Annotated in this window: 12 protein-coding genes and 1 pseudogene; 4 read left to right on the top strand and 9 right to left on the bottom strand. The window is 39.2% G+C overall.

Going from position 1 to position 19,607, the window contains the following annotated elements:
• Positions 1–352: 352 nt before the first annotated feature.
• Positions 353–1,369, bottom strand: coding sequence for an AraC family transcriptional regulator (locus V6E90_RS17475; RefSeq protein WP_016540576.1), 1,017 nt, complete (start codon positions 1,367–1,369; stop codon positions 353–355).
• Between the two features lie 1,555 nt (positions 1,370–2,924).
• Here V6E90_RS17475 and pgaA point away from each other — a divergent pair.
• From pgaA to pgaD, 4 genes are read left to right on the top strand one after another with little or no spacing between them, the layout of a single operon-like run.
• The gene (gene pgaA, locus V6E90_RS17470) at positions 2,925–5,390 is read left to right on the top strand and encodes a poly-beta-1,6 N-acetyl-D-glucosamine export porin PgaA (protein ID WP_332606034.1); all 2,466 of its coding nucleotides are present in this window, start codon (positions 2,925–2,927) and stop codon (positions 5,388–5,390) included.
• Entirely contained in the window at positions 5,390–7,204 is a 1,815-nt protein-coding gene (gene pgaB, locus V6E90_RS17465) for a poly-beta-1,6-N-acetyl-D-glucosamine N-deacetylase PgaB (RefSeq protein ID WP_332606033.1), read from the top strand. The genes pgaA and pgaB overlap by 1 nt, the downstream gene beginning before the upstream one ends.
• Positions 7,201–8,445 (top strand): poly-beta-1,6-N-acetyl-D-glucosamine synthase, encoded by a 1,245-nt coding sequence (gene pgaC, locus V6E90_RS17460; protein ID WP_065342991.1) that lies wholly within the window; start codon positions 7,201–7,203, stop codon positions 8,443–8,445. Before pgaB ends, pgaC begins: the two co-directional genes overlap by 4 nt.
• Complete coding sequence (gene pgaD / locus V6E90_RS17455) at positions 8,442–8,915, top strand: poly-beta-1,6-N-acetyl-D-glucosamine biosynthesis protein PgaD (protein ID WP_016540571.1); 474 nt, start codon at positions 8,442–8,444, stop codon at positions 8,913–8,915. The genes pgaC and pgaD overlap by 4 nt, the downstream gene beginning before the upstream one ends.
• Before the next feature lie 85 nt (positions 8,916–9,000).
• On the opposite strand, the gene V6E90_RS17450 is transcribed toward pgaD, so the two are convergent.
• The 8 genes and pseudogenes from V6E90_RS17450 to V6E90_RS17415 all read right to left on the bottom strand — a co-directional run bounded on the left by V6E90_RS17450 (position 9,001) and on the right by V6E90_RS17415 (position 19,312).
• Complete coding sequence (locus V6E90_RS17450; RefSeq protein WP_332606111.1) at positions 9,001–10,722, bottom strand: acetyl/propionyl/methylcrotonyl-CoA carboxylase subunit alpha; 1,722 nt, start codon at positions 10,720–10,722, stop codon at positions 9,001–9,003.
• Positions 10,722–12,305: a 5-oxoprolinase/urea amidolyase family protein gene (locus V6E90_RS17445; protein WP_332606032.1), complete on the bottom strand. Its 1,584-nt coding sequence runs from the start codon at positions 12,303–12,305 to the stop codon at positions 10,722–10,724. Before V6E90_RS17445 ends, V6E90_RS17450 begins: the two co-directional genes overlap by 1 nt.
• A 33-nt stretch (positions 12,306–12,338) precedes the next feature.
• A complete protein-coding gene (locus V6E90_RS17440) occupies positions 12,339–13,145 on the bottom strand; it encodes a putative hydro-lyase (protein WP_332606031.1) in 807 nt (268 codons plus the stop codon).
• 11 nt (positions 13,146–13,156) lie between these two features.
• Positions 13,157–13,921: a LamB/YcsF family protein gene (locus V6E90_RS17435; protein WP_332606030.1), complete on the bottom strand. Its 765-nt coding sequence runs from the start codon at positions 13,919–13,921 to the stop codon at positions 13,157–13,159.
• A gap of 35 nt (positions 13,922–13,956) precedes the next feature.
• Positions 13,957–15,208 (bottom strand): annotated as a pseudogene (locus V6E90_RS17430) (NRAMP family divalent metal transporter).
• A gap of 342 nt (positions 15,209–15,550) precedes the next feature.
• A complete protein-coding gene (mumR, locus tag V6E90_RS17425; RefSeq protein ID WP_016540565.1) occupies positions 15,551–16,462 on the bottom strand; it encodes a LysR family transcriptional regulator MumR in 912 nt (303 codons plus the stop codon).
• Between the two features lie 108 nt (positions 16,463–16,570).
• Positions 16,571–17,515 carry a DUF4424 family protein gene (locus V6E90_RS17420; RefSeq protein ID WP_332606029.1) on the bottom strand — a complete coding sequence of 315 codons (945 nt, stop codon included), beginning with the start codon at positions 17,513–17,515 and terminating at the stop codon, positions 16,571–16,573.
• Between the two features lie 270 nt (positions 17,516–17,785).
• Positions 17,786–19,312, bottom strand: a complete 1,527-nt coding sequence (locus tag V6E90_RS17415; RefSeq protein ID WP_016540563.1) for a TerC family protein — start codon at positions 19,310–19,312, stop codon at positions 17,786–17,788.
• Between the last annotated feature and the right edge of the window lie 295 nt (positions 19,313–19,607).

Genomic DNA, 19,607 nt, shown 5'->3' with positions numbered 1-19,607 from the left:
AATGACAATAAATCAACTACTGTCAAGGAGGATTGAGGCAAAATATCTCATTCAATTCAGTAAAACACCACAAATAATATTGATTATCATTTACATTTGTGCAAATGTAAATGGGTGGATAAGATTTTTAAGACATCCAAAAAATCCAAAGACACTCGAATTTGTATTGTACTGCAATTGTTTCTGTTTAAATCATTGCAGTGTAAGTTGAATATTCTCAGAATTTGATCCATGCCCCATTTATGATGATCTTGATATATAGTCAATAAGCTGTGTATTGGGACAACTATTGGCTAAACGGCTTAAGATCGTACCACCCAGACACGCATACTGAAGTAGGAACACCTCAGAATCAAGAACGATGATTTAAGATTTTTTTCTTCCTGTATTGTAAGGGACTCATCCCAGTCCATGACTTAAATGCTCGGATAAACGAAGTTTGTTCTTGGTACGCCAATAACATTGAAATGTCCAGAATGCTCAAATTGAGATCGGCAAGATAATCAAATGCTAAATCTCTACGGACTTGATTCAATCTTTCTTTAAAGGTATATCCTTGCTGCTTTAATTTCAGTTGAAATATCCGAGCTGGCAAGCCCAACTTATTTGCAACATCCTCTACACTGATATTCCCCTTACTTACAGCTTGAATTATTGTTTTCTGTATTAACTCATCAAAAAGATCAAGCTTAGGACGTTTTGACAACAATACATTTGCCTGCTTGATTAAAATATCATTTAACACAGGATCTGCATTAAGAACTTCTAAATCAAGACTGGTCATTGAAATATATATTTCAACATCTTCACTTTCAAATTCGACGGGACAGCCAAAAAAATTTTCGTAATTATAAAAAAATTTTGTTTTCTCTGTACTAAAACTTACTTTTCTTACCTCTATTCTATGCGGATGTACTAACTGATCTAAAAGAGTATAAAAAACCCCCATTAATAATTCATCTACTAAATGATTATTTTTAAGATAAGGATCAAACCCCCACCGAATGACAATAAATTGATCAGAAATAGACATGTTTGCGGGCTTTGCCTCACAAAACAGCCTTTGATATTTTATAAATACATTTAATACATCTAATATATTTTCACATGATGAGGCAATATATCCTAAAATACCGAGATGTTTAGGCTGAGTATATTTCGATATTTCCAGCCCAAGTGTTGGCTTAGACTGTTTTTGACTAATTTCCTCCAATAGTTCAATCCATTCCCCGATTGGAATCAGTTCACTTGTTTTATAATCACTCAAATATTTTGCATTTTTAAGATTATTTTTTACACAAAAATTAATCAATAAATTAAGCATCGAACTTGATATTAATTTAACCTGATTAGGATGACTCAAAACCATTGCTACCCACTCATATCATATCTAAAAGCCCACCTCAGAGAAGGAATCAAAAAACCAGTTACACAAGTATATTATTTAACCATTCTTAAAAATTAACGATAATCCAGTTTTCCATTTTTCATACTAATGCGGCAAAAAATCCATTTTTTTGTGATATTAGTCACAGATAATGCTCAGAATCTACTTTAAAATTCAATAAAAAAATTATCATTTCTATAAAAAAACTTATCATTTCAGGGAAAGTTTCAAGATTGCAAAAGTATCATCCCGAAAGTATGAGTTAAAAGTAAGGCTTATTCGATAATCAGATTTTCAATCTGAATTATATAAAGTTATAATTTTTTAAATTTTCTTTTTATCATCTACATTATTTCACATTGATGAATATTGACTATTTTCAAAAAATTTTAATTACTTTTTAAAGCACTAAAATGACAATAAACCGCCTCAATTTGGTGCAAAAATTTAAAGCATCGTTAAATTCATTGAGTTTCTATTTATTTTCTTACACAATAAATTTAAAATCATTTTGATGGGAAAAAAAGCTCAACGACAAAAATTAAGAGAAAGATAGAAACAATCAAACCAAAGCTAAACAGTAGAGAAAATCCAACCAAAAAGTAATAATCACTCATTTTTTCAAAAATATAATTTAAAAAATATAAAAACAAAAAAATATAACCAATATTTGAATTCCACAAGCACATGATCAGTAAAAAAAATACATTATGATTCAGATGTTTTTTATTTACTTTAATTTCACTTGCTTTATTTATCTTCCGATAATCGGATACTGTAATTTTTTTATATACCACATCTACACCTTGGCTATATAATATAAAAATAAAATAACTGCTTTGTGTACTAAATAATTAGCATTTAATACACCAAAATTAGCATTTTTTCAAAATCACTGTTTATCCAATTTTCCAAAAAAAATAATATTTGCAAGAAATTCAAATATTTATACAAAAGACAATTAAAAAAATCTTTAGCTATACGCTTCAAATCAGCCAATTTTTTGAAAATAAAATTTATAAAAAAAATTTAAATAAATATAAAATACAGTTATTTAAACTATTAAAAGAAGTTAAATTCAGAACAGAATAGGTTTATTTTTTGTAATTAGAGCGCAAAGATAAAATTAATTTATATTTATGGTTTTCGTCTACTCAAGGCTTAATCTAAAACAGACATGTACAAGCCAAATAAGCCACACAATCGCATGATTTTACTTAAAAATATATTTATCAAAACTTAACGATATTTCTTCAATATGATTATTACAGTCGTTTTTTCACTCAGTTATTCATATTTCTTCTTCAATTAACACAACCAAAATACAAAACATAAAATACACAAAGGTATGAACTGAAAAAACATAAAAACCCAGTGAAAATCTGGATTTAAAAATAAGAGCATAAATAAAATACTGATTAATATATATTTATCCAAATAAAAACCAATCAACATAGCTGTACACAAGCAAAACAATATGTGATTTAAATCACATATTAAAATAAAAAAGATAATTAACACACACTTCAAACACTTTATGCAAAATCTTCACTCACTCTTTCCAGCCAGCTTGTTGTTTTTTTTTATGTCTAATCTTTCACATGCACATCCATCTGATTTCTTAAGAGAAAAAGCAATTGCGCAAATTAAAAATGGGCAAACAACTCAAGGATTAACAGCACTTGAATCTTTATTACAGCAGTACCCAGATCAACAGAACATCTTAGCTGACTATTTATTATCAGCCTCACACATTCAAGGTCTGCCACAAACCACCCTAGCTGATTTAACCCAACGAATTCAGCCTAAGCTCTTCCCTGAATATGCTCAACTCGCAACAGTTAAACTTTTACGAGATCAGAAACAGTTTGCTTCAGCATTAGCACTATTAGATAAATTTGAACCTTATCAATCGCATAACCAAGTGCAGGTCACAATTCTTAAAGCAGCATTGTTTGCTGAAAATAAACAACCGACTGAAGCAGCAAAGCACTTGAAGAATCTTGAGACAACGCAAATGAGTGTTGAACAGTTGGCTTTAGCGGCTTATGTTTATCGACTATTAGAACAACAGACTTATGCCTTACACACCATTCAGTTGGCTTATGCCCAACAACCAAACAATGAAGCCATTCAACATGAGTATTTGAATATTTTGATGGCACTGGGTAGCTATGACATGGCAGCTGCTTTTTCTGCAAAGCACCACCTATCTGATAAAAACCAGAACTTTATTTGGCAGAATAAAATCGGAGGCTTTTCACAGAATGTGAATGAGGCGATTAAACAACAGAAATATTTATCCTCCCGTGCGGAAAGTGACCGTAAAAGCTTTGCTCAACTCGATCAAGTCTTAGAGCAGGCAGAACAAATCGCGCAACAGATTCCAGCTGATCAAGCCATGTTTAATCGCTTCTATTATGACTATCTCTACGCCTTAAGTTATCGAGGCAAAACACAACAGCTTTTGAGCCTATTAAATCAAGTCACCTTACCGCCAGTTGAACAAATGCCTGCCTATACACGCCATGCGATTGCAGATACCTACCTTGCAAATAAACAACCAGCCGAAGCTGAGATGATCTATCGCAGCTTGCTTACTGAGAAAAACTATCCCGATATCAGCCTATATACATCACTTTATTATGCATTAATCGAACAAGAAAAATATAAAGATGCAAATACCTTAATTCACCTCATTGACGAACTAATTCCCACGTATGAATACAGCGAAGCCAAAGGCGTCGATAAAAATGTACATCCAGATCGAAATGAGTATCTGTCGTTAGTTGCATTAAATATGGCTTATCGGAATCGCTTGGATTTATCTGAACAATATCTCAATGATACTGTCAGCAAAACTCCGAATAATGCCCAATATTTAAATGACTTAGCCAAAATCCAGCGTTGGCGTGGTAACCCTCGCCAAGCTCAACTTACCATTGATCGTTTAAATGGTTTAGAACCTCACTCAAAATATACACGCATCAATGCTATGCAAAATACCCAAGCACTTGGCGATATCCAAGCTTGGCAGCAGCAAACTCAAGCACTGAGTGAAGACTACCCCAGCGATAGCAGTGTCATAAAAAGTCGTAAAGAATTAAATGATCGTAATCACGCCAGCATGAGCCATGAAAGTCGCTTTTCACATAGCCGCTCTGAGCAAAACCAATTACTACAATCACTCAAAGGGACACGTGATCGTGAATCCAACACCACGCTATATTCACCGTGGTTAGCAGACAATTATCGTATCTTGGTTGAACATCAATATCTTTGGGGAAAATATGCCGACGGCGATTTACAAGAACAACGCTTTGGTTTAGGTCTGCAATGGCAAGACAAAGGTAAAAACTTGGCGCTTGTTGCCTCTCAAAATACCGAAGGTCAACGTCAAGGCTTAAGAGCAGATTGGTCACATCAACTCAATGACAATTGGCAGTATGCCTTATCCCTCAATACCCAAGCCAATATTCCATTACAAGCCATCAATCAAGGTGAAAATGGCAAAGCTTATGGCGCTTCGATTCAATGGCAGCAAAATGAATCCCGACAAGCCAATGCAGGATATAGCTACACTGATATTAGCGATGGAAATAAACGCCATGATTTTTTTGCAAACTATAATCAACGTATTTTTCAAACGGCCCACCACACTACACAAGCAGGCTTTTCTGCATTTTTAGGCAAAAATCGTTTAGATAACGTGGCCTATTTTAGTCCTAAACAAAGTTATAGTCTCGCGATCAACTTGAGCCATGACTGGTTGACTTGGCGAAATTACGAACGTCACTTCAATCAAAATTTTTCGATCAATGCAGGTATGTTTCAGCAACAAGATTACGGCTCCAAGCCGATTTTTGATGCCCAATATCGACATGAGTGGCAATTGTCGCGGATCTGGGCACTGCATTATGGCATTGGTTGGAAACGACATCCCTATGATGGCATCAATGAGAATCAAACCTATGCCCTATTAGGTTTTGGAGGGCGATTCTAATGACATTCTTCAATATGTTTAGAATACTCTCTGCATGTGCATTTCTTATCCCAGTTCAGAGTTATGCCGCAGACGAAGCAAAATTTGATGCCCATCATTTTGTTAGTTTGACCTTTCACGATGTGCGTGATGATGTTTTAAAAAATGGCGACCGAGATGTGTATGCCATTAATACCCAAAATTTAGTGCAATTTTTTGAATGGCTGAAACGTTCTGAATGGACTCCAATTACCTTAAAACAAATTATGGCCTCTCGGGAACATGGTGTTCCCCTACCTAAAAATGCAATTTTAATTAGTTTTGATGATGGTGCCTTAAGTAGCTATAGCCATGTCTATCCACTGGTAAAGCAATATCAAATTCCTGTGGTCTTTGCTTTGGTGACCAGTTGGACAGAAGGTAATACACAAGCTGCTTATGAAGCCTATGGTCAAAATAACTTGATGAGCTGGAAACAACTGCAAGAGATTCAAAAATCAGGTTTAGTTGAATTTGCCAGCCATAGCCATGATTTGCACAAAGGCATATTGGCCAACATACAAAAAAATGAAAAGCCTGCCGCCTTAACTCGACAATACGATATAACCCAACAGCGCTATGAAACTGAGTCTGAATATAGCCAGCGGATTTATGATGATTTGGTGAAATCCAAAAAAATCTTGCAGCAAAAACTAGGAATAGATTCGCTTGCAATCATTTGGCCCTATGGTGCGGTCAACCCACAAGTCACTCAAATTGCGAATCAAGCAGGCTTTCCTCTGTCTTTTAGTTTAGGGACGGAAAAATTAAATGACACCCATGATGCAACTTTTCAACGCGGTATTGTTTCAAATAATCCAACAGCTGAAAATTTACGTGAACAACTCACAGGCTTTATGGAATACGGTCAACGACAAGCGTATGAACCTATTCGGGCCGTGCAAGTTGATCTAGGCCAATTCTCACAAGACAGTACACAGTTTAATCAGCAGTTAGGCAGTTTATTAAATAATTTAAGTGCCTTAAAAACCAATACTTTAATCGTTAATGCATTAACTGATCAGAATAATACTGTCTATGCCCAAAGCTACTTTCCAACAACACGTCTAAAACTGGCCCAAGATATTTTAAGTCGCACCCACTGGCAGACGCGAACACGGGTTTTTCATCGAGTCTATGCACAGATGCCGATTTTTCCTGACTTGAAGCAAACTCATTTAGCAATCGATTTAAGCAGAGACCTGATCCAGAATAACCCCAATCTGGATGGCATTATTTTAAAAACAGATCAACAACTCGCTTGTCGTTATAGCACCGTAGTGAGCCCAACGTGTCTGGAAAAAGAAACACACATTTTAAAGTTAACACAACAGGTCAAAGCCGCGGTCACGCCTTATCTCAATCAAAGTAATCCCTTCCAATTAATATTACAGCTCTCACTCTCTGATTTAACAGATCAGGGCTTAGAGCAAATGGTTAATACCTATCTACCCTTCGTATCATTATTGAATATTGAAATTAACAGTCTAGATAATCTCAATAGCTATCAAAAATTTATACAACAGGTAGATCATTTAACTGCCTCACAAAAAGCCAGACTAATGGTGACTTTAGTTCACCACGACCAGTCTTCGCCAAAGCAGCTACAACACTTGCAGCAACACTATTTAAATTTACAAAGACATGGAATCCAAAAATTGGTTTTAAGCAATTACCGCTTCGATAATGCAAAAGCGGTGCATGAACAACTATTTACCCCTCTCAGCTTAAATGACAGTCCAATCAGTTATCGCAATCCATTTCTCCAGCAGCACGTAAATGGAGAACAGCCATGACCTTAATGGAAACTCTTTTCCTATTTGCCTTTATATATCCCTTGCTGATGGCATGGACATGGATGGTAGGTGGTTTATGGTTCTACTTTAAACGCGAATATAAGCAAAACCAATTACCCGAGATTTCAGAACAAGGGTGCAGCATTATCATTCCTTGTTTTAATGAACAAGCTCAAGTTCGAGAAACCCTACGGTTTGCACTGCAAACACAATATCCAAAATTTGAAGTCATCGCCGTCAATGATGGCAGTTCTGACGATACCGCAAAAATATTGGATGAACTGGCGCTTGAACATCCCGATTTACGGGTTGTGCACCTGGCAGAAAATCAAGGAAAAGCATTTGCCTTACGTTCAGGCATGATGGTCAGCCAATACGAATATCTGATTTGTATTGATGGAGATGCCTTGCTGCATCCCCATGCTGCGATTTGGATGATGCATCAACTTACAGCATTTAATCAAGTTGGTGCAGTAACTGGAAACCCTCGGATTTTAAATCGTTCAAGTATTTTAGGAAAACTACAAGTGGGTGAGTTTTCATCCATCATTGGTTTAATTAAACGTGCCCAACGGACTTATGGACGTATTTTTACAGTCTCAGGTGTGATTGCTGGCTTTAGAAAAACTGCACTGATGCAAGTCGGCTTATGGTCAGAAGATAAGATTACTGAAGACATTGATATCTCATGGAAACTTCAACTGGCTGAATGGGATATTCACTATGTTCCCAATGCGCTGTGCTACATCTATATGCCTGAAACCTTTAAAGGTTTATGGAAACAACGATTGCGCTGGGCTCAAGGTGGAGTTGAAGTTATTAAAACCTATTTTCCCAAACTCTTTAAGATTTCAGCACTCAAAATGTGGCCTGTTGCACTAGAAGCCATCATCAGTATGGTTTGGGCCTATGTCATTTTCCTGATCATTATCCTGTTTTTCGTTGGGCTAGTCGTTCCACTATCCGCAGAATGGCAGATTAAATCACTCTTTCCACAGTGGTACGGCGTCATTTTAGCCATTACCTGTCTGATTCAATTTTTTGTGAGCTTATTCATTGACAAACGATATGACGGAAACCGTTTCTTTAGAAATTACTTTTGGGTGATTTGGTATCCCCTGTTTTTTTGGATGCTCGGTGCAGCAACAACTGTGGTTGCTGTACCAAAAGCTTTATTTACACGTAAGAAAAGAGCGAGATGGGTTAGCCCAGATCGTGGTTTTAAAGGTGAGTCAGAATGAACAAACAACATTTGAATATCATTGAGGATATTTCACAGCTAGATATTCCTGAATATATTGACCAACATCAGTATGTAAAAAACAAAGGTGCACATTATTTGCTGCAAGGGATCGGTTGGGCACTCTGGACACTGCTATTTTTACCGTTATTGGCGATATTTTTATGGCTATACCAAGGTAAGCTCATCAAAAACTATATTTTTGCAGAACAGATGAGCGTGCAGATCCACAATTTCTTTTGGCTCGCCTTGATGGTGATGATCTGTTGTGCCTCATTGTTGTTATGGGCGAGCTATAACTGGTTACGATACCGAAACACGGAAAAAATGACTGTGGTGAACGTGAGCCATTCTATTCTTGCTGAGGGATTTTTGATTCCAAAGGAGGAGCTATCCAAAATTCAACGCTCAAAAAACATTGTACTGCACTATAACCAGGAAGGTATTTTAGCTGACTATGAACTGAGATAACTATTCATAAACCAAAAATGAAAAGAGGCAAGCAATTGCCTCTTTTCATCGCTTCAATTCCAAACATATTGATTGAGATCGAGCATCATTCGATTATGCCAATAATGGCCTCAGCCTGATAACTTTTTCCCTGTTCTGCCACGATTTGAATGACTCCACTTCGATGTGCAAGCACGGGGACTTCCATTTTCATGGCTTCCATAATCGCAACAATCTGCCCTTCAGTCACCTGCTGCCCCTGTGTAACTTTCCATGAACTAACCACACCATTGATCGGAGCCAATAAATGCTCAGCGCTCAGTTCAGGTTCAATCGACTGCTGCTGTTGAACCGCACTAGCTGAATTTTGTGCAAACATACCTGCAGGTAAACCTAAACGATGTAATTTGCCATCAATTTCAATATAGCTGAGCAGCATGGGTTGTTGATGATGAGGAATACTGCGTTTGCTTGGCTTTAACTGTTGCTTGAAGTCATTTTCGATCCAACGGGTATGGACCTTAAACTCATCGCTAAAATCAGGTTCATTGAGTACTGCGCGGTGGAAGTCTAGAACCGACGCCACCCCTTCGATCTTAAACTGCTTTAACGCACGTTTAGCACGGGCAATTGCAACTTCACGGGTTGGGCCCGTCACAATCAGTTTTGCCATAAGTGAGTCAAAGTGGCTGGAAACCAATGAGCCAGTGCGAACCCCTGTATCGACGCGAACCCCTTGACCAAATGGTGCTTCAAATAAGTTCAGCACACCAAATGCTGGAATAAAACCACGCGCTGGATCTTCGGCATTAATACGAAATTCAATCGCATGACCCTGTACTTTAGGTGTCTCTTTAATCGAAAGCTCATGGCCTTGCGCAACACGAATTTGTTCTACCACTAAATCCACGTTTGTGGTTTCTTCGGTCACGGGATGCTCAACTTGCAAACGGGTGTTTACTTCTAAAAATGAAAGCTTTCCATCACGGCTCAATAAATATTCTACCGTTCCTGCACCAACATAATGGGCTGCTTGACAGATATTTTTTGCCGAACTTAATATCTGTTGATAAATCTCATCGCGAATAAAGGGTGCAGGTGCTTCCTCGACCAACTTCTGGTTACGGCGTTGTAATGAACAATCACGCGTTCCGAGTACCACAATATTGCCATGTTGGTCAGCAATCACTTGAGCTTCGACATGGCGTGGTTGGTCTAGATATTGTTCAACAAAACATTCACCACGCCCAAAGGCAGCTTTGGCCTCACGTACTGCCGACTCATACAGCTCTTTGACTTCTTCAAGTGTCCACGCCACTTTTAAACCACGACCACCGCCACCAAATGCCGCTTTAATCGCAATCGGCAAACCAAACTGTTTAGCGAAATCCAAGGCTTCATCTGCATTATTGAGTGGGTCTTGCGTCCCCTGAACCAACGGCGCCCCCACTGAAGCCGCAATTTTACGCGCTTCGATTTTATCACCCAGTTTTTCAATCGCACTTGGAGATGGCCCGACCCATTTTAAGCCTGCATCAATCACGGCTTGGGCAAATTCAGCACGTTCAGATAAAAAACCATACCCTGGGTGCACCATGGTTGCTTGGGCTTTTTTTGCAATCTCGATAATGGCAGCAATGTTTAAGTAGGTCTCACTGGCAGTCGCACCAGCCAAACCCCAAGCCTCATCGGCAAGCTCGACATGCATGCTGCCCATATCATCATCTGCATATAACGCCACCGATGCAATGCCCATGTCACGGCAAGCATGAATAATACGAACGGCAATTTCACCACGATTGGCAATCAATAATTTTTCAGTCTTCATCATTTATTCTCAAAATCTGTAAATTCGGTAATTTTTTTAAATTTGATACGGCAACCTGCTGGAATCTGTGCCACCAAATCCCAATGATGTTTTGCAACAGCGGCAATGACAGGATATCCACCCGTTAAAGGGTGATCATTCATAAACAAAACGGGTTGACCACTCGGTGGAATCTGTAAAGCCCCAATACACGTGCCTTCACTTTCCAACTCATGGGTAATTTTGCGAGTTAGAGGCTGCTCACCTGACAATCTGAGCCCAACGCGATTACTTTCATTGGTCACCAACCATTCCTGCTGACATAGCAGGTTTATACTGTCTTGTTCAAACCAATCGGTTCGTGGACCCATCACAATATCAAGCTCTACCAATTCGCCAACTTTGGGCAAATCGTTTTTACCCACTTCATTGACACTAATATTGGCTGCCTTTACTTGCCCTTGATAAATGGTATCTCCAAGTTTTAGCGGTTCTGGCCCTAACACCGCCAAACTATCAAATGAAGCACTATTTAAAACGGGCTTAACCTTGATGCCACCTCGAACAGCAAGATAATTTCTCAACCCTTTTGTAGGCGGCAGAATATGAAACTCATCGCCTTCATCTAGGTCAATCGGCTGATCACTTGCAAACTCTGCGTTTTGACCATCTGCAAATTTCACACGGATATTTGAGATGGCGCCTGTAACTGCAATTACAGCACCATGCTGCAGTTTGGCCTTTAAGCCACCATTTAAAACCTCAATCACAGGCGTATCAGTTGGATTCCCTACAATACGGTTGGCACTATGCATCGCCGATAAGTCCATTGCACCCGCCATTCCAACGCCAATCTTGGTCTGGTTAAAACGCCCTTCATCTTGAATCAACATCTGTAGGCTGGGCGCAGTAATACTAAACAGTGGCACCGATTGTTTCAGTTCAACCGTACGCGTGATCTGTTGAGGTACACTCACAGTTATCGGATGATGTGTGACATCTTCAAAATGTACCGTCATACCAGGTAACAGCAACGCAGGATTTTTACGCGCTAAATCCCACATTTTTTCGTCTGTAGTTCCAATCAATTGCCAGCCACCGGGACTGTCTTTTGGATAAATACCAAAGTATCTACCAGCCAATCCCAACGAGCCTGAAGGTATTTTTTTACGCGGAACCGTTAAACGTGGAATGTCAGTAAATGGTCGGTCGGGACTGCTCATATAAGCAAAGCCTGGCGCAAAACCAATAAAAGCCACATTCCAGATGCTTTGGTGATGTTTTCGAATCACCTCTGCTACAGACAACCCTTGCAACTCTGCCACCTGAGCAAGGTCTTCGCCATCGTAACGAATCGGCACAATCACTTCTTGGCCGTTACGCTCAAATCCTGAATCAATTTTGAGGCTCTGAATGAAAGCAACCAGCGTTTGAAAGTTGGTTTCGATCTCGTTAAAAAAAACCAAAATTGTTTTTGCAGCGGGGACTAAGTCTTTAATTCCACTCAATGACGTGTTTTGCAATTTATTGTACAACGCCAAAGTTTCTTCGAGACTCGCAAGCTCAATCAGAAAACAATCGGTGTTTACCGATAAAAAACGCATTTGCTTATCCTTTTTAATTGTTCTTTCGCCCAATTAGCCCATCCAAGCACGGTCAGGAATGTCAGTAATCAACATATGGCCAGGTGCATGGCTAATTGCAAAAGGAATTTTAGAGTTCATGACCGCCGCTTGTGGAGTGACACCACAGGCCCAAAACACGGGGATTTCACCTGCTTCGATACGAGACGCCTCACCAAAATCAGGCTGATTTAGATCCCGAATGCCCAAGCTTTCAGGATGTCCAATATGTACAGGTGCGCCATGTACACTTGGCATACGCGCTGTAATTTTTACTGCTTCACTAATTTGATGTGATGGAATAGGTCGCATAGAAACCACCATGTTTCCTGAAATACGCCCTGCTGGCTGGCACTGAATATTACTCAGATACATTGGCACATTGGTCTTATCCTGAATATGGCGAACTTCAATCCCCGCTTCTTGCAAAGCTGTTTCAAAAGAGAAACTACAACCGATCAAAAATGTGACCAAATCAGGGTGCGCATGATAAATCTCGCTGGCATCAGTCACTTCATCTACCATTTCTCCCTCTTTCCAAATGCGATAACGCGGGAAATCGGTTCGAATGTCTGAGTCTACGGCAAGTTTGCTTGTATAGATGCCTTCTTCAAGTACATCGAGTACAGGACAACTTTGTGGATTGCGGTGTGCATAGAGTAAAAAGTCATAGGCCCAATCTTTAGGCACAGAAATCATATTCACCTGTGTCATGCCCGCAGCCATGCCTGCTGTCGGCTGATCAAAGCCAGCACGTATTTTTAAGCGTGCACCTAAAGCGGCTTCAAGCTGAGCTGGGTCGACTTTAATATCCTTATACATGGTGCTCGTCCTTATACTTTATTTACAAATGGGCGGATTTCAATCTGATTTTTTAGCAGTTCGGCTTTAATCGCAGTTGACATTTCTAGCGCACCGTCGGTATCACCATGCAAACAAATCGTATCGGCCTGAATTGGGGTAAATACACCGTCAATTGATTCAACCCCACCCTGTTTAAGCATAGACACCACACGGCTCGCAACAAAGGCAGAGTCATGTAAAACCGCACCTTCTAGACGACGAGACACCAATGAACCATCACTGTTATAAGCTCGGTCTGCAAATGCTTCAGATACCACTGTCAAACCAGCTGCACGTGCCTGCTCGACCAAGTTTGAACCAGCTAAAGCCACTAAAACTAGGTCAGGGTGATACATTTTAATCGCATCAATCACTGCGGCAGCCTGAGCTTGATCATGGGCAATGGTGTTATACAGTGCGCCATGTGGTTTGACATATTGCACTTTTGAACCTGCCACTTTTGCCAAACCATCCAGTGCTGAAATTTGATACAGCACATCGGCAATGAGTTCATCACGTGACACATCCATATTACGGCGGCCAAAACCAACCAAATCTGGGTAAGACACATGTGCCCCAATCGTGACGCCCAATTCAACGGCTTTGCGCACTGTTTTTAAAATCCCCAAAGGATCGCCAGCATGAAAACCACATGCGATATTGGCACTGGTCACCACAGGTAAAATCTGGTCATCATTGCCCATTTTCCATGAGCCAAAACTTTCACCCAAATCACTGTTTAAATCTACAAACATGGCAGTATTCCTTTTTCGCTATACGATTATCTGGCTTAAAGTTTGGTCAAATAGTTAAATACGGTCGTAAATGACATATAACCCATCCACCACGTCAATACACAAGTTAACGAACCTAAAACAATTAACCATTTTGGATAGTTATAATTGCCCATCAAGTCTCTACGGCAAGCCGCAACATAGACAAAAATGGTGAGTCCAATCGGCAACACTAAACCGTTAAAACCACCGACAAAAATGAGTAGACCTGCTGGCGTTGCCCCCAATACCACATAGAGCAATAACGCTAAGGCAATAAAAGTGATGGTGGTATAGTTGCTTTGTTTTGGGGTTAAATTCTTTTTAAATGCACTAAAGAATGAAACCGAGGTATAGGCTGCACCAATGGTGCTACTAATACCAGCTGCCCAAAAGATCAGGCCAAATAATTTATAACCCAATGTGCCCGCAGCATACTGGAATGCTTGTGCCGCTGGATTGGCATTATGACTAGCGAGATCTATCGTTGCACCGCTCACCACCACCCCCAAGAAGGCTAAAAATAAGACATAGCGCATGATGCCAACCACTACAATGCCCTTGGTCGCTGCTTTGGCTACTTCATCAATATTTTCAGGGCCAACAGCGCCTTTATCCAGTAAACGGTGTGCGCCTGCATAGCAAATATAGCCACCCACCGTGCCACCGACAATGGTGGTAATAATGGCAAAATCAATTTGGTCTGGTGCAAAGGTTTGTTGTACCGCTTGTCCAACAGGTGGCATTACAATCACAGCCACAATGATGATCAGGATGATTTTCAGCAATCCCAATACGATCATGCTTTTATCCATCGCAAGCGTGGCTTTTCTTGAAGCAAAAATCAAAATCGCCAATGCACCACTGAGAATACCACCCCATTTGGTGTCCAAACCAAATAATGCATTTAGACCTAATGCAGCACCTGCAATATTTCCGATACTAAAGAAGAAACCGCCTAGAATCACCAGAAATGCAAGTAAATAGCCACTGCCTGGTAAAGCCTTATTGGCAATATCGGATGCACGCATTTGTGTAAGAGTCACGACACGCCAAATATTTTGCTGCACCACATAATCAATCAAAATTGAAACTAAAATGGCAAAGCCAAACGCGGCACCTAACTTCACCGTAAACACAGCGGTTTGGGTTAAAAATCCAGGCCCCATTGCCGAAGTTGCCATCATAAAAATTGAGGCGATGATGGCCCATTGGCGATCCGACAAAAAAGAAGACTTCAATAAAGACATTAATGCGTTCCTCGTCCATTTGAGCTTAATAACGCGATTTTTAACTTGATCTAAGAGCATCATTGTTTATAAACGATCTTCTTTAATCCTTTTTAAATCACAAAGATTCCTTGTTCTCTTACTCAAGCATTGAGCAACCAAATCTTCTATTTAAAATAAAAACATAAGCAACCCTGTTGAACAATACGACTTTCTACAGCACAAAATAAAATCAAATATATGAATTTATTAAATTTTTATTATTAAGAGTTTTCAATATAAATTTTACTTATCACCTTCCATAAGCTGCTTTTATGACTTATCCAAAAAATGACCTTATTCTAAAGCCGAGAAATACACTGAAAAGTAAGTGAATAAGCCTCTATTTTTTGATTCGTTGATTCAGTCTTTGCATCGCACTTTCAGAGACCATCACGGCGACATCGGTTAATTTTTCTTTCAATGCAGCATCATTACCTTGAATATAAATCGAGGTAAAGTGAAAGGTCTTTAACTGAATTGGGGTGTTTAATATTTCTAATCGACCATCGGTAATTTCTTTTAAAGCGGTTAAAGTCGGCACCACAGCGATCCCTAAGCCTTGCTCAGCAAGTCGTAACAAAGTCGCCAAAGAATAACTGGTAATCGAAAGTGGCTCATCAAGCCCCTGTTCTTTCATTTTGGCCTTGAGCTCTTTATAGGGGTAGGTAATTTTGGGATAGGTTAAGATCGTATGCGACATTAAGCTTTTAAATGACATTTGCCCGACCCCTCCTTTAAATGACGGTGACGCCAAGAAACTCAGTTCAAAATCACAAAGTGCCTGTTCGATACACTCAAAAGCCAATGTTGGCCCGAGTAAAAAGGCCATGTCCAGATCACCTGTGCGTACACCTTCTTGTAAATTCGGGGTCAGATCGACCACAATTTCGACTGAAACTTTAGGGAATTCTTGCTGAACTTTCTCGATATATTCGACCAACCATGTATAAACAATGGTTTCTGAAACCCCCAGCCGTATTGTACCGGTCAAATGCTGATTTTCAGTTAATTCTGCAATGAGTTCAGTTTCTAAACGCATCAACTTTTCAGCATATTTAAATAAGGTCATGCCCTTATGCGTCGGTTTAAGCTGGCGAAAACTTCGATCTAAAACTTTAAATCCAAGGTCATTTTCAATCGCTGTGATTTTCTGTGATACCGCAGGCTGGGTGGTTTGTAATTTTGTCGCTGCCTTATTAAAACTATTGAGGGTCACCACCCAGTAGAATGCTTCGAGATTCTTCAAATTCACGTTTAATCCTAAGCTCGCTATCCTTTTCTCGCTGTATAGTATGAGAGTGATCCGCCAGATTAAGCTAGCTGTTTATTGATTTTTCTTGAAGCAGGTTTTGTGATTGGTTTATTTCACCTTTACAAAGATGATGTCCAAATCCTGTTTAGGAACAAAGTTGCGCTTGCTCATCTGAAATTGGGTTGGGCTGATTTTTTTAACTTTGCCATTCCAACAAAATGAAACCAATTCATTCTTATCACGCTCAATCGTTAATTTAAAATTTTCAATCGGTTTAGCCCAATTTGCACCTGTGGTCAAAATGTAGCTCAAAGCATTAAACGGTGAATTTTCTGCTTTGGCTTTTTTTAAGCCCTGCTTAAATTGTGCATCCATACAAAAGTTTTGATTATATTCATCTGGATATAGGGCAACAGAACCACCCACCAGAGGTTGATATTGATGCTGAATTTTGGTCAAGGCATTGGCTTTAAAGGTTTGCTTCCAGCTATAAATCACTTGAGATGACCATGGAATTTCGTCATCTTGTTTAAAATTCGCTAATATTTTCTGCATGTGTGGCTGCTTACATTGCTTTAATTTATCGACAAAATAGCGATCGTCATCATTGTTACGCATCCAAGGATTAAGCATCTCTGTTTGGCTAAAACCACATTGTTTAAATAGATCTGATACATCAATCAACGGCGACTTTTCATCCTTTTGGATAAAAGTACGCACATGCATTTCTGGCTGAATATTTTGACCATCAACAATAATTTTAAAGCTTTTTAGCAATGCTTCGGTATGGGCAAAATCCGCTTCAAAGAAGTTATCGATACGCGGTAAGGGAAACAAAACAGTTTCTGTCACATCTTTATTGCTTAAGTTTTTATAAAGATAATTCACTTTAATCAGTTTCTTGCTAATAAATAAGTCTTCACTTTGCATCGCAATATGCGCATTTTTAAGATAGGCCACTCCGCCCGTCCCCACATAGCCCGTTGAATCATTGGCGAGGCTATAGGTCGGTATTTGCAGCAAAATAGAACATGCCAAGATGATTTTTTTCATTTTTAAGTGTCCAATTTAAGACCGTAATGATGAGGACCTGTCAGTGATCAATCATAGCGGCTTAAAGCCTCAGATATTCACTTTTTTCTGATTCTACCCTATTGAGAATCAATCATTGTTCTGAACGAGATGACATCACCAGAAAAGCTTGCAGTCGATTGATCTAAAAAAGAGCAGCCTGTTGCTCACAAACTGCTCCTCGGTCTTAGATTTTTTACATGCAAGTTCAAAGTTTTATCTAACCCTAAACCTGACATTGAACATGATGGTTTATTTCAACCGAATCATGACTGTTTTAATTCGATTGCTTTCCATCTCCACCACTTCAAATTGTAGGTCTTGATAATCCAGCATTGAACCAACATCTACCATGCCATTGCACTTATCTAAAATCAGTCCTGACACCGTAATATAACCAGTCTCTTCATCGACGAGATCAACACCGAGCTGTAATTCAAGTTGATACAAATCCAAGGTGCCTGAGGCTTTCCATGTACTTTCATCGACTTTGATCAATTCAAGCTGCTCATCGGCATCGGGAAACTCACCCGCAATTGCTTCAAACACATCTAAAGGTGAAATTAATCCTTGCACATTTCCAAACTCATCATTAACGAGTACCAATGAGCCTTTAGAAGTACGCAATGTGTTAATCACATCAATCACTTTCATTTTTTCAAAAATAAAAATCGGGCGTTGTGCTTTGATTAGCAATTTTAATTGTGCTTCGTCATCCAATACATCCAAGATTTCCTTGGCACGAACCACACTCAATACTTTATCCAAACTGCCACGACACACAGGAAATAAGCTATGCGGCACAGATAAAATCTGTTCACGTATTTTTTCTGGCGTTTCGTTGATGTTAATCCAAGAAATTTGACTACGAGGCGTCATAATTGAGGCCACAGATCGTTCTGCCAGCGTTAATACGCCCCCGATCATATAACGTTCTTGGTCATCAAATGTTTCTTGTGCTTCCAAATGTTGCAGCGGATTTGTTGCAGTGGTTTCTGCCTTGCCACCCATGAGCTTCAAAATCGTATCTGCGGTTCGATTACGTAACGGAATCTTCGACTCATGCTTAGATCTGTTGCGTTGGGTAAACTGATTAAATGCCTCGATCACAATTGCGACACCAATACCCGAATAGATATAACCTTTCGGAATATGGAAACCAAAACCTTCGGCAATTAAACTAATACCGATTAACAGTAAGAAGCTGAGACAGAGAATAATAACGGTTGGGTGTCGATTAACGAATTCAGTTAATGGTTTAGAAGCAAGCAACATCACCAGCATGGCGACAACCATCGCGACCATCATGACGTAGATATTGTCTACCATACCGATGGCGGTAATAACCGAATCTAATGAGAATACAGCATCCAATACCACAATCTGGGCGACGACCGCAGTAAAGCTTGCATATACCACATTGGTGGTAATTTTGACTTCCGCTTTGCCTTCCATCCGTTCATGTAATTCACTGACCGCTTTATAAAGTAAGAATAGGCCACCGAATAAAAGAATCAGATCTCGACCCGAAAAAGACCAGTCGAAAATAAAAATGAGCGGTTTAGTTAAGGTGACTAACCACGAAATGGCGAACAGTAAGCCCAAGCGCATGATCAATGCGAGGGATAAACCAATGACTCTGGCTTTATCACGCTGGGAAGGAGGAAGTTTATCTGCCAAAATGGCAATAAAGACGAGATTATCAATCCCTAAAACAATCTCTAGAACGATCAGAGTAAGCAAACCTACCCAAATCCCTGGATCTAATAAAAATTCCATTATTTACTCCTTAAACAAAAACAAGGAGTCATGAAACTGTAGTTTAAATTTGTACCCGGCGAGGGATCCATCTATGTTGACCTTTTTTACAATAGTTGCTCCGATTATGCCTAATCTTTAAAAAATTTGGTTTAATTTTTTAAGATTCACATACAGGCGTAACAAAATCAAATAAATCAATTAAATATCAATATGATATCTATATTTAAAGTTTATAATTTAATTGGATTCTCAATAATTTGTTACATATTTTAAGCGATTATATTCACAATAAAACCCAGAAAACCAAACAACT

It is taken from the genome of Acinetobacter sp. ESBL14 (assembly GCF_036668815.1).
Taxonomy (GTDB): Bacteria; Pseudomonadota; Gammaproteobacteria; order Pseudomonadales; family Moraxellaceae; genus Acinetobacter; species Acinetobacter gyllenbergii.
This window is presented reverse-complemented; position numbering and strand designations above follow the sequence as displayed.

Excerpts from the sequence above, each read along its gene's own strand:
- V6E90_RS17475 (WP_016540576.1), bottom strand. The coding sequence starts at position 1,369 with ATGGTTTTGAGTCATCCTAATCAGGTTAAATTAATATCAAGTTCGATG.
- pgaA (WP_332606034.1), top strand. The coding sequence starts at position 2,925 with ATGCAAAATCTTCACTCACTCTTTCCAGCCAGCTTGTTGTTTTTTTTT.
- pgaB (WP_332606033.1), top strand. The coding sequence starts at position 5,390 with ATGACATTCTTCAATATGTTTAGAATACTCTCTGCATGTGCATTTCTT.
- pgaC (WP_065342991.1), top strand. The coding sequence starts at position 7,201 with ATGACCTTAATGGAAACTCTTTTCCTATTTGCCTTTATATATCCCTTG.
- pgaD (WP_016540571.1), top strand. The coding sequence starts at position 8,442 with ATGAACAAACAACATTTGAATATCATTGAGGATATTTCACAGCTAGAT.
- V6E90_RS17450 (WP_332606111.1), bottom strand. The coding sequence starts at position 10,722 with ATGAAGACTGAAAAATTATTGATTGCCAATCGTGGTGAAATTGCCGTT.
- V6E90_RS17445 (WP_332606032.1), bottom strand. The coding sequence starts at position 12,305 with ATGCGTTTTTTATCGGTAAACACCGATTGTTTTCTGATTGAGCTTGCG.
- V6E90_RS17440 (WP_332606031.1), bottom strand. The coding sequence starts at position 13,145 with ATGTATAAGGATATTAAAGTCGACCCAGCTCAGCTTGAAGCCGCTTTA.
- V6E90_RS17435 (WP_332606030.1), bottom strand. The coding sequence starts at position 13,921 with ATGTTTGTAGATTTAAACAGTGATTTGGGTGAAAGTTTTGGCTCATGG.
- V6E90_RS17420 (WP_332606029.1), bottom strand. The coding sequence starts at position 17,515 with ATGAAAAAAATCATCTTGGCATGTTCTATTTTGCTGCAAATACCGACC.
- V6E90_RS17415 (WP_016540563.1), bottom strand. The coding sequence starts at position 19,312 with ATGGAATTTTTATTAGATCCAGGGATTTGGGTAGGTTTGCTTACTCTG.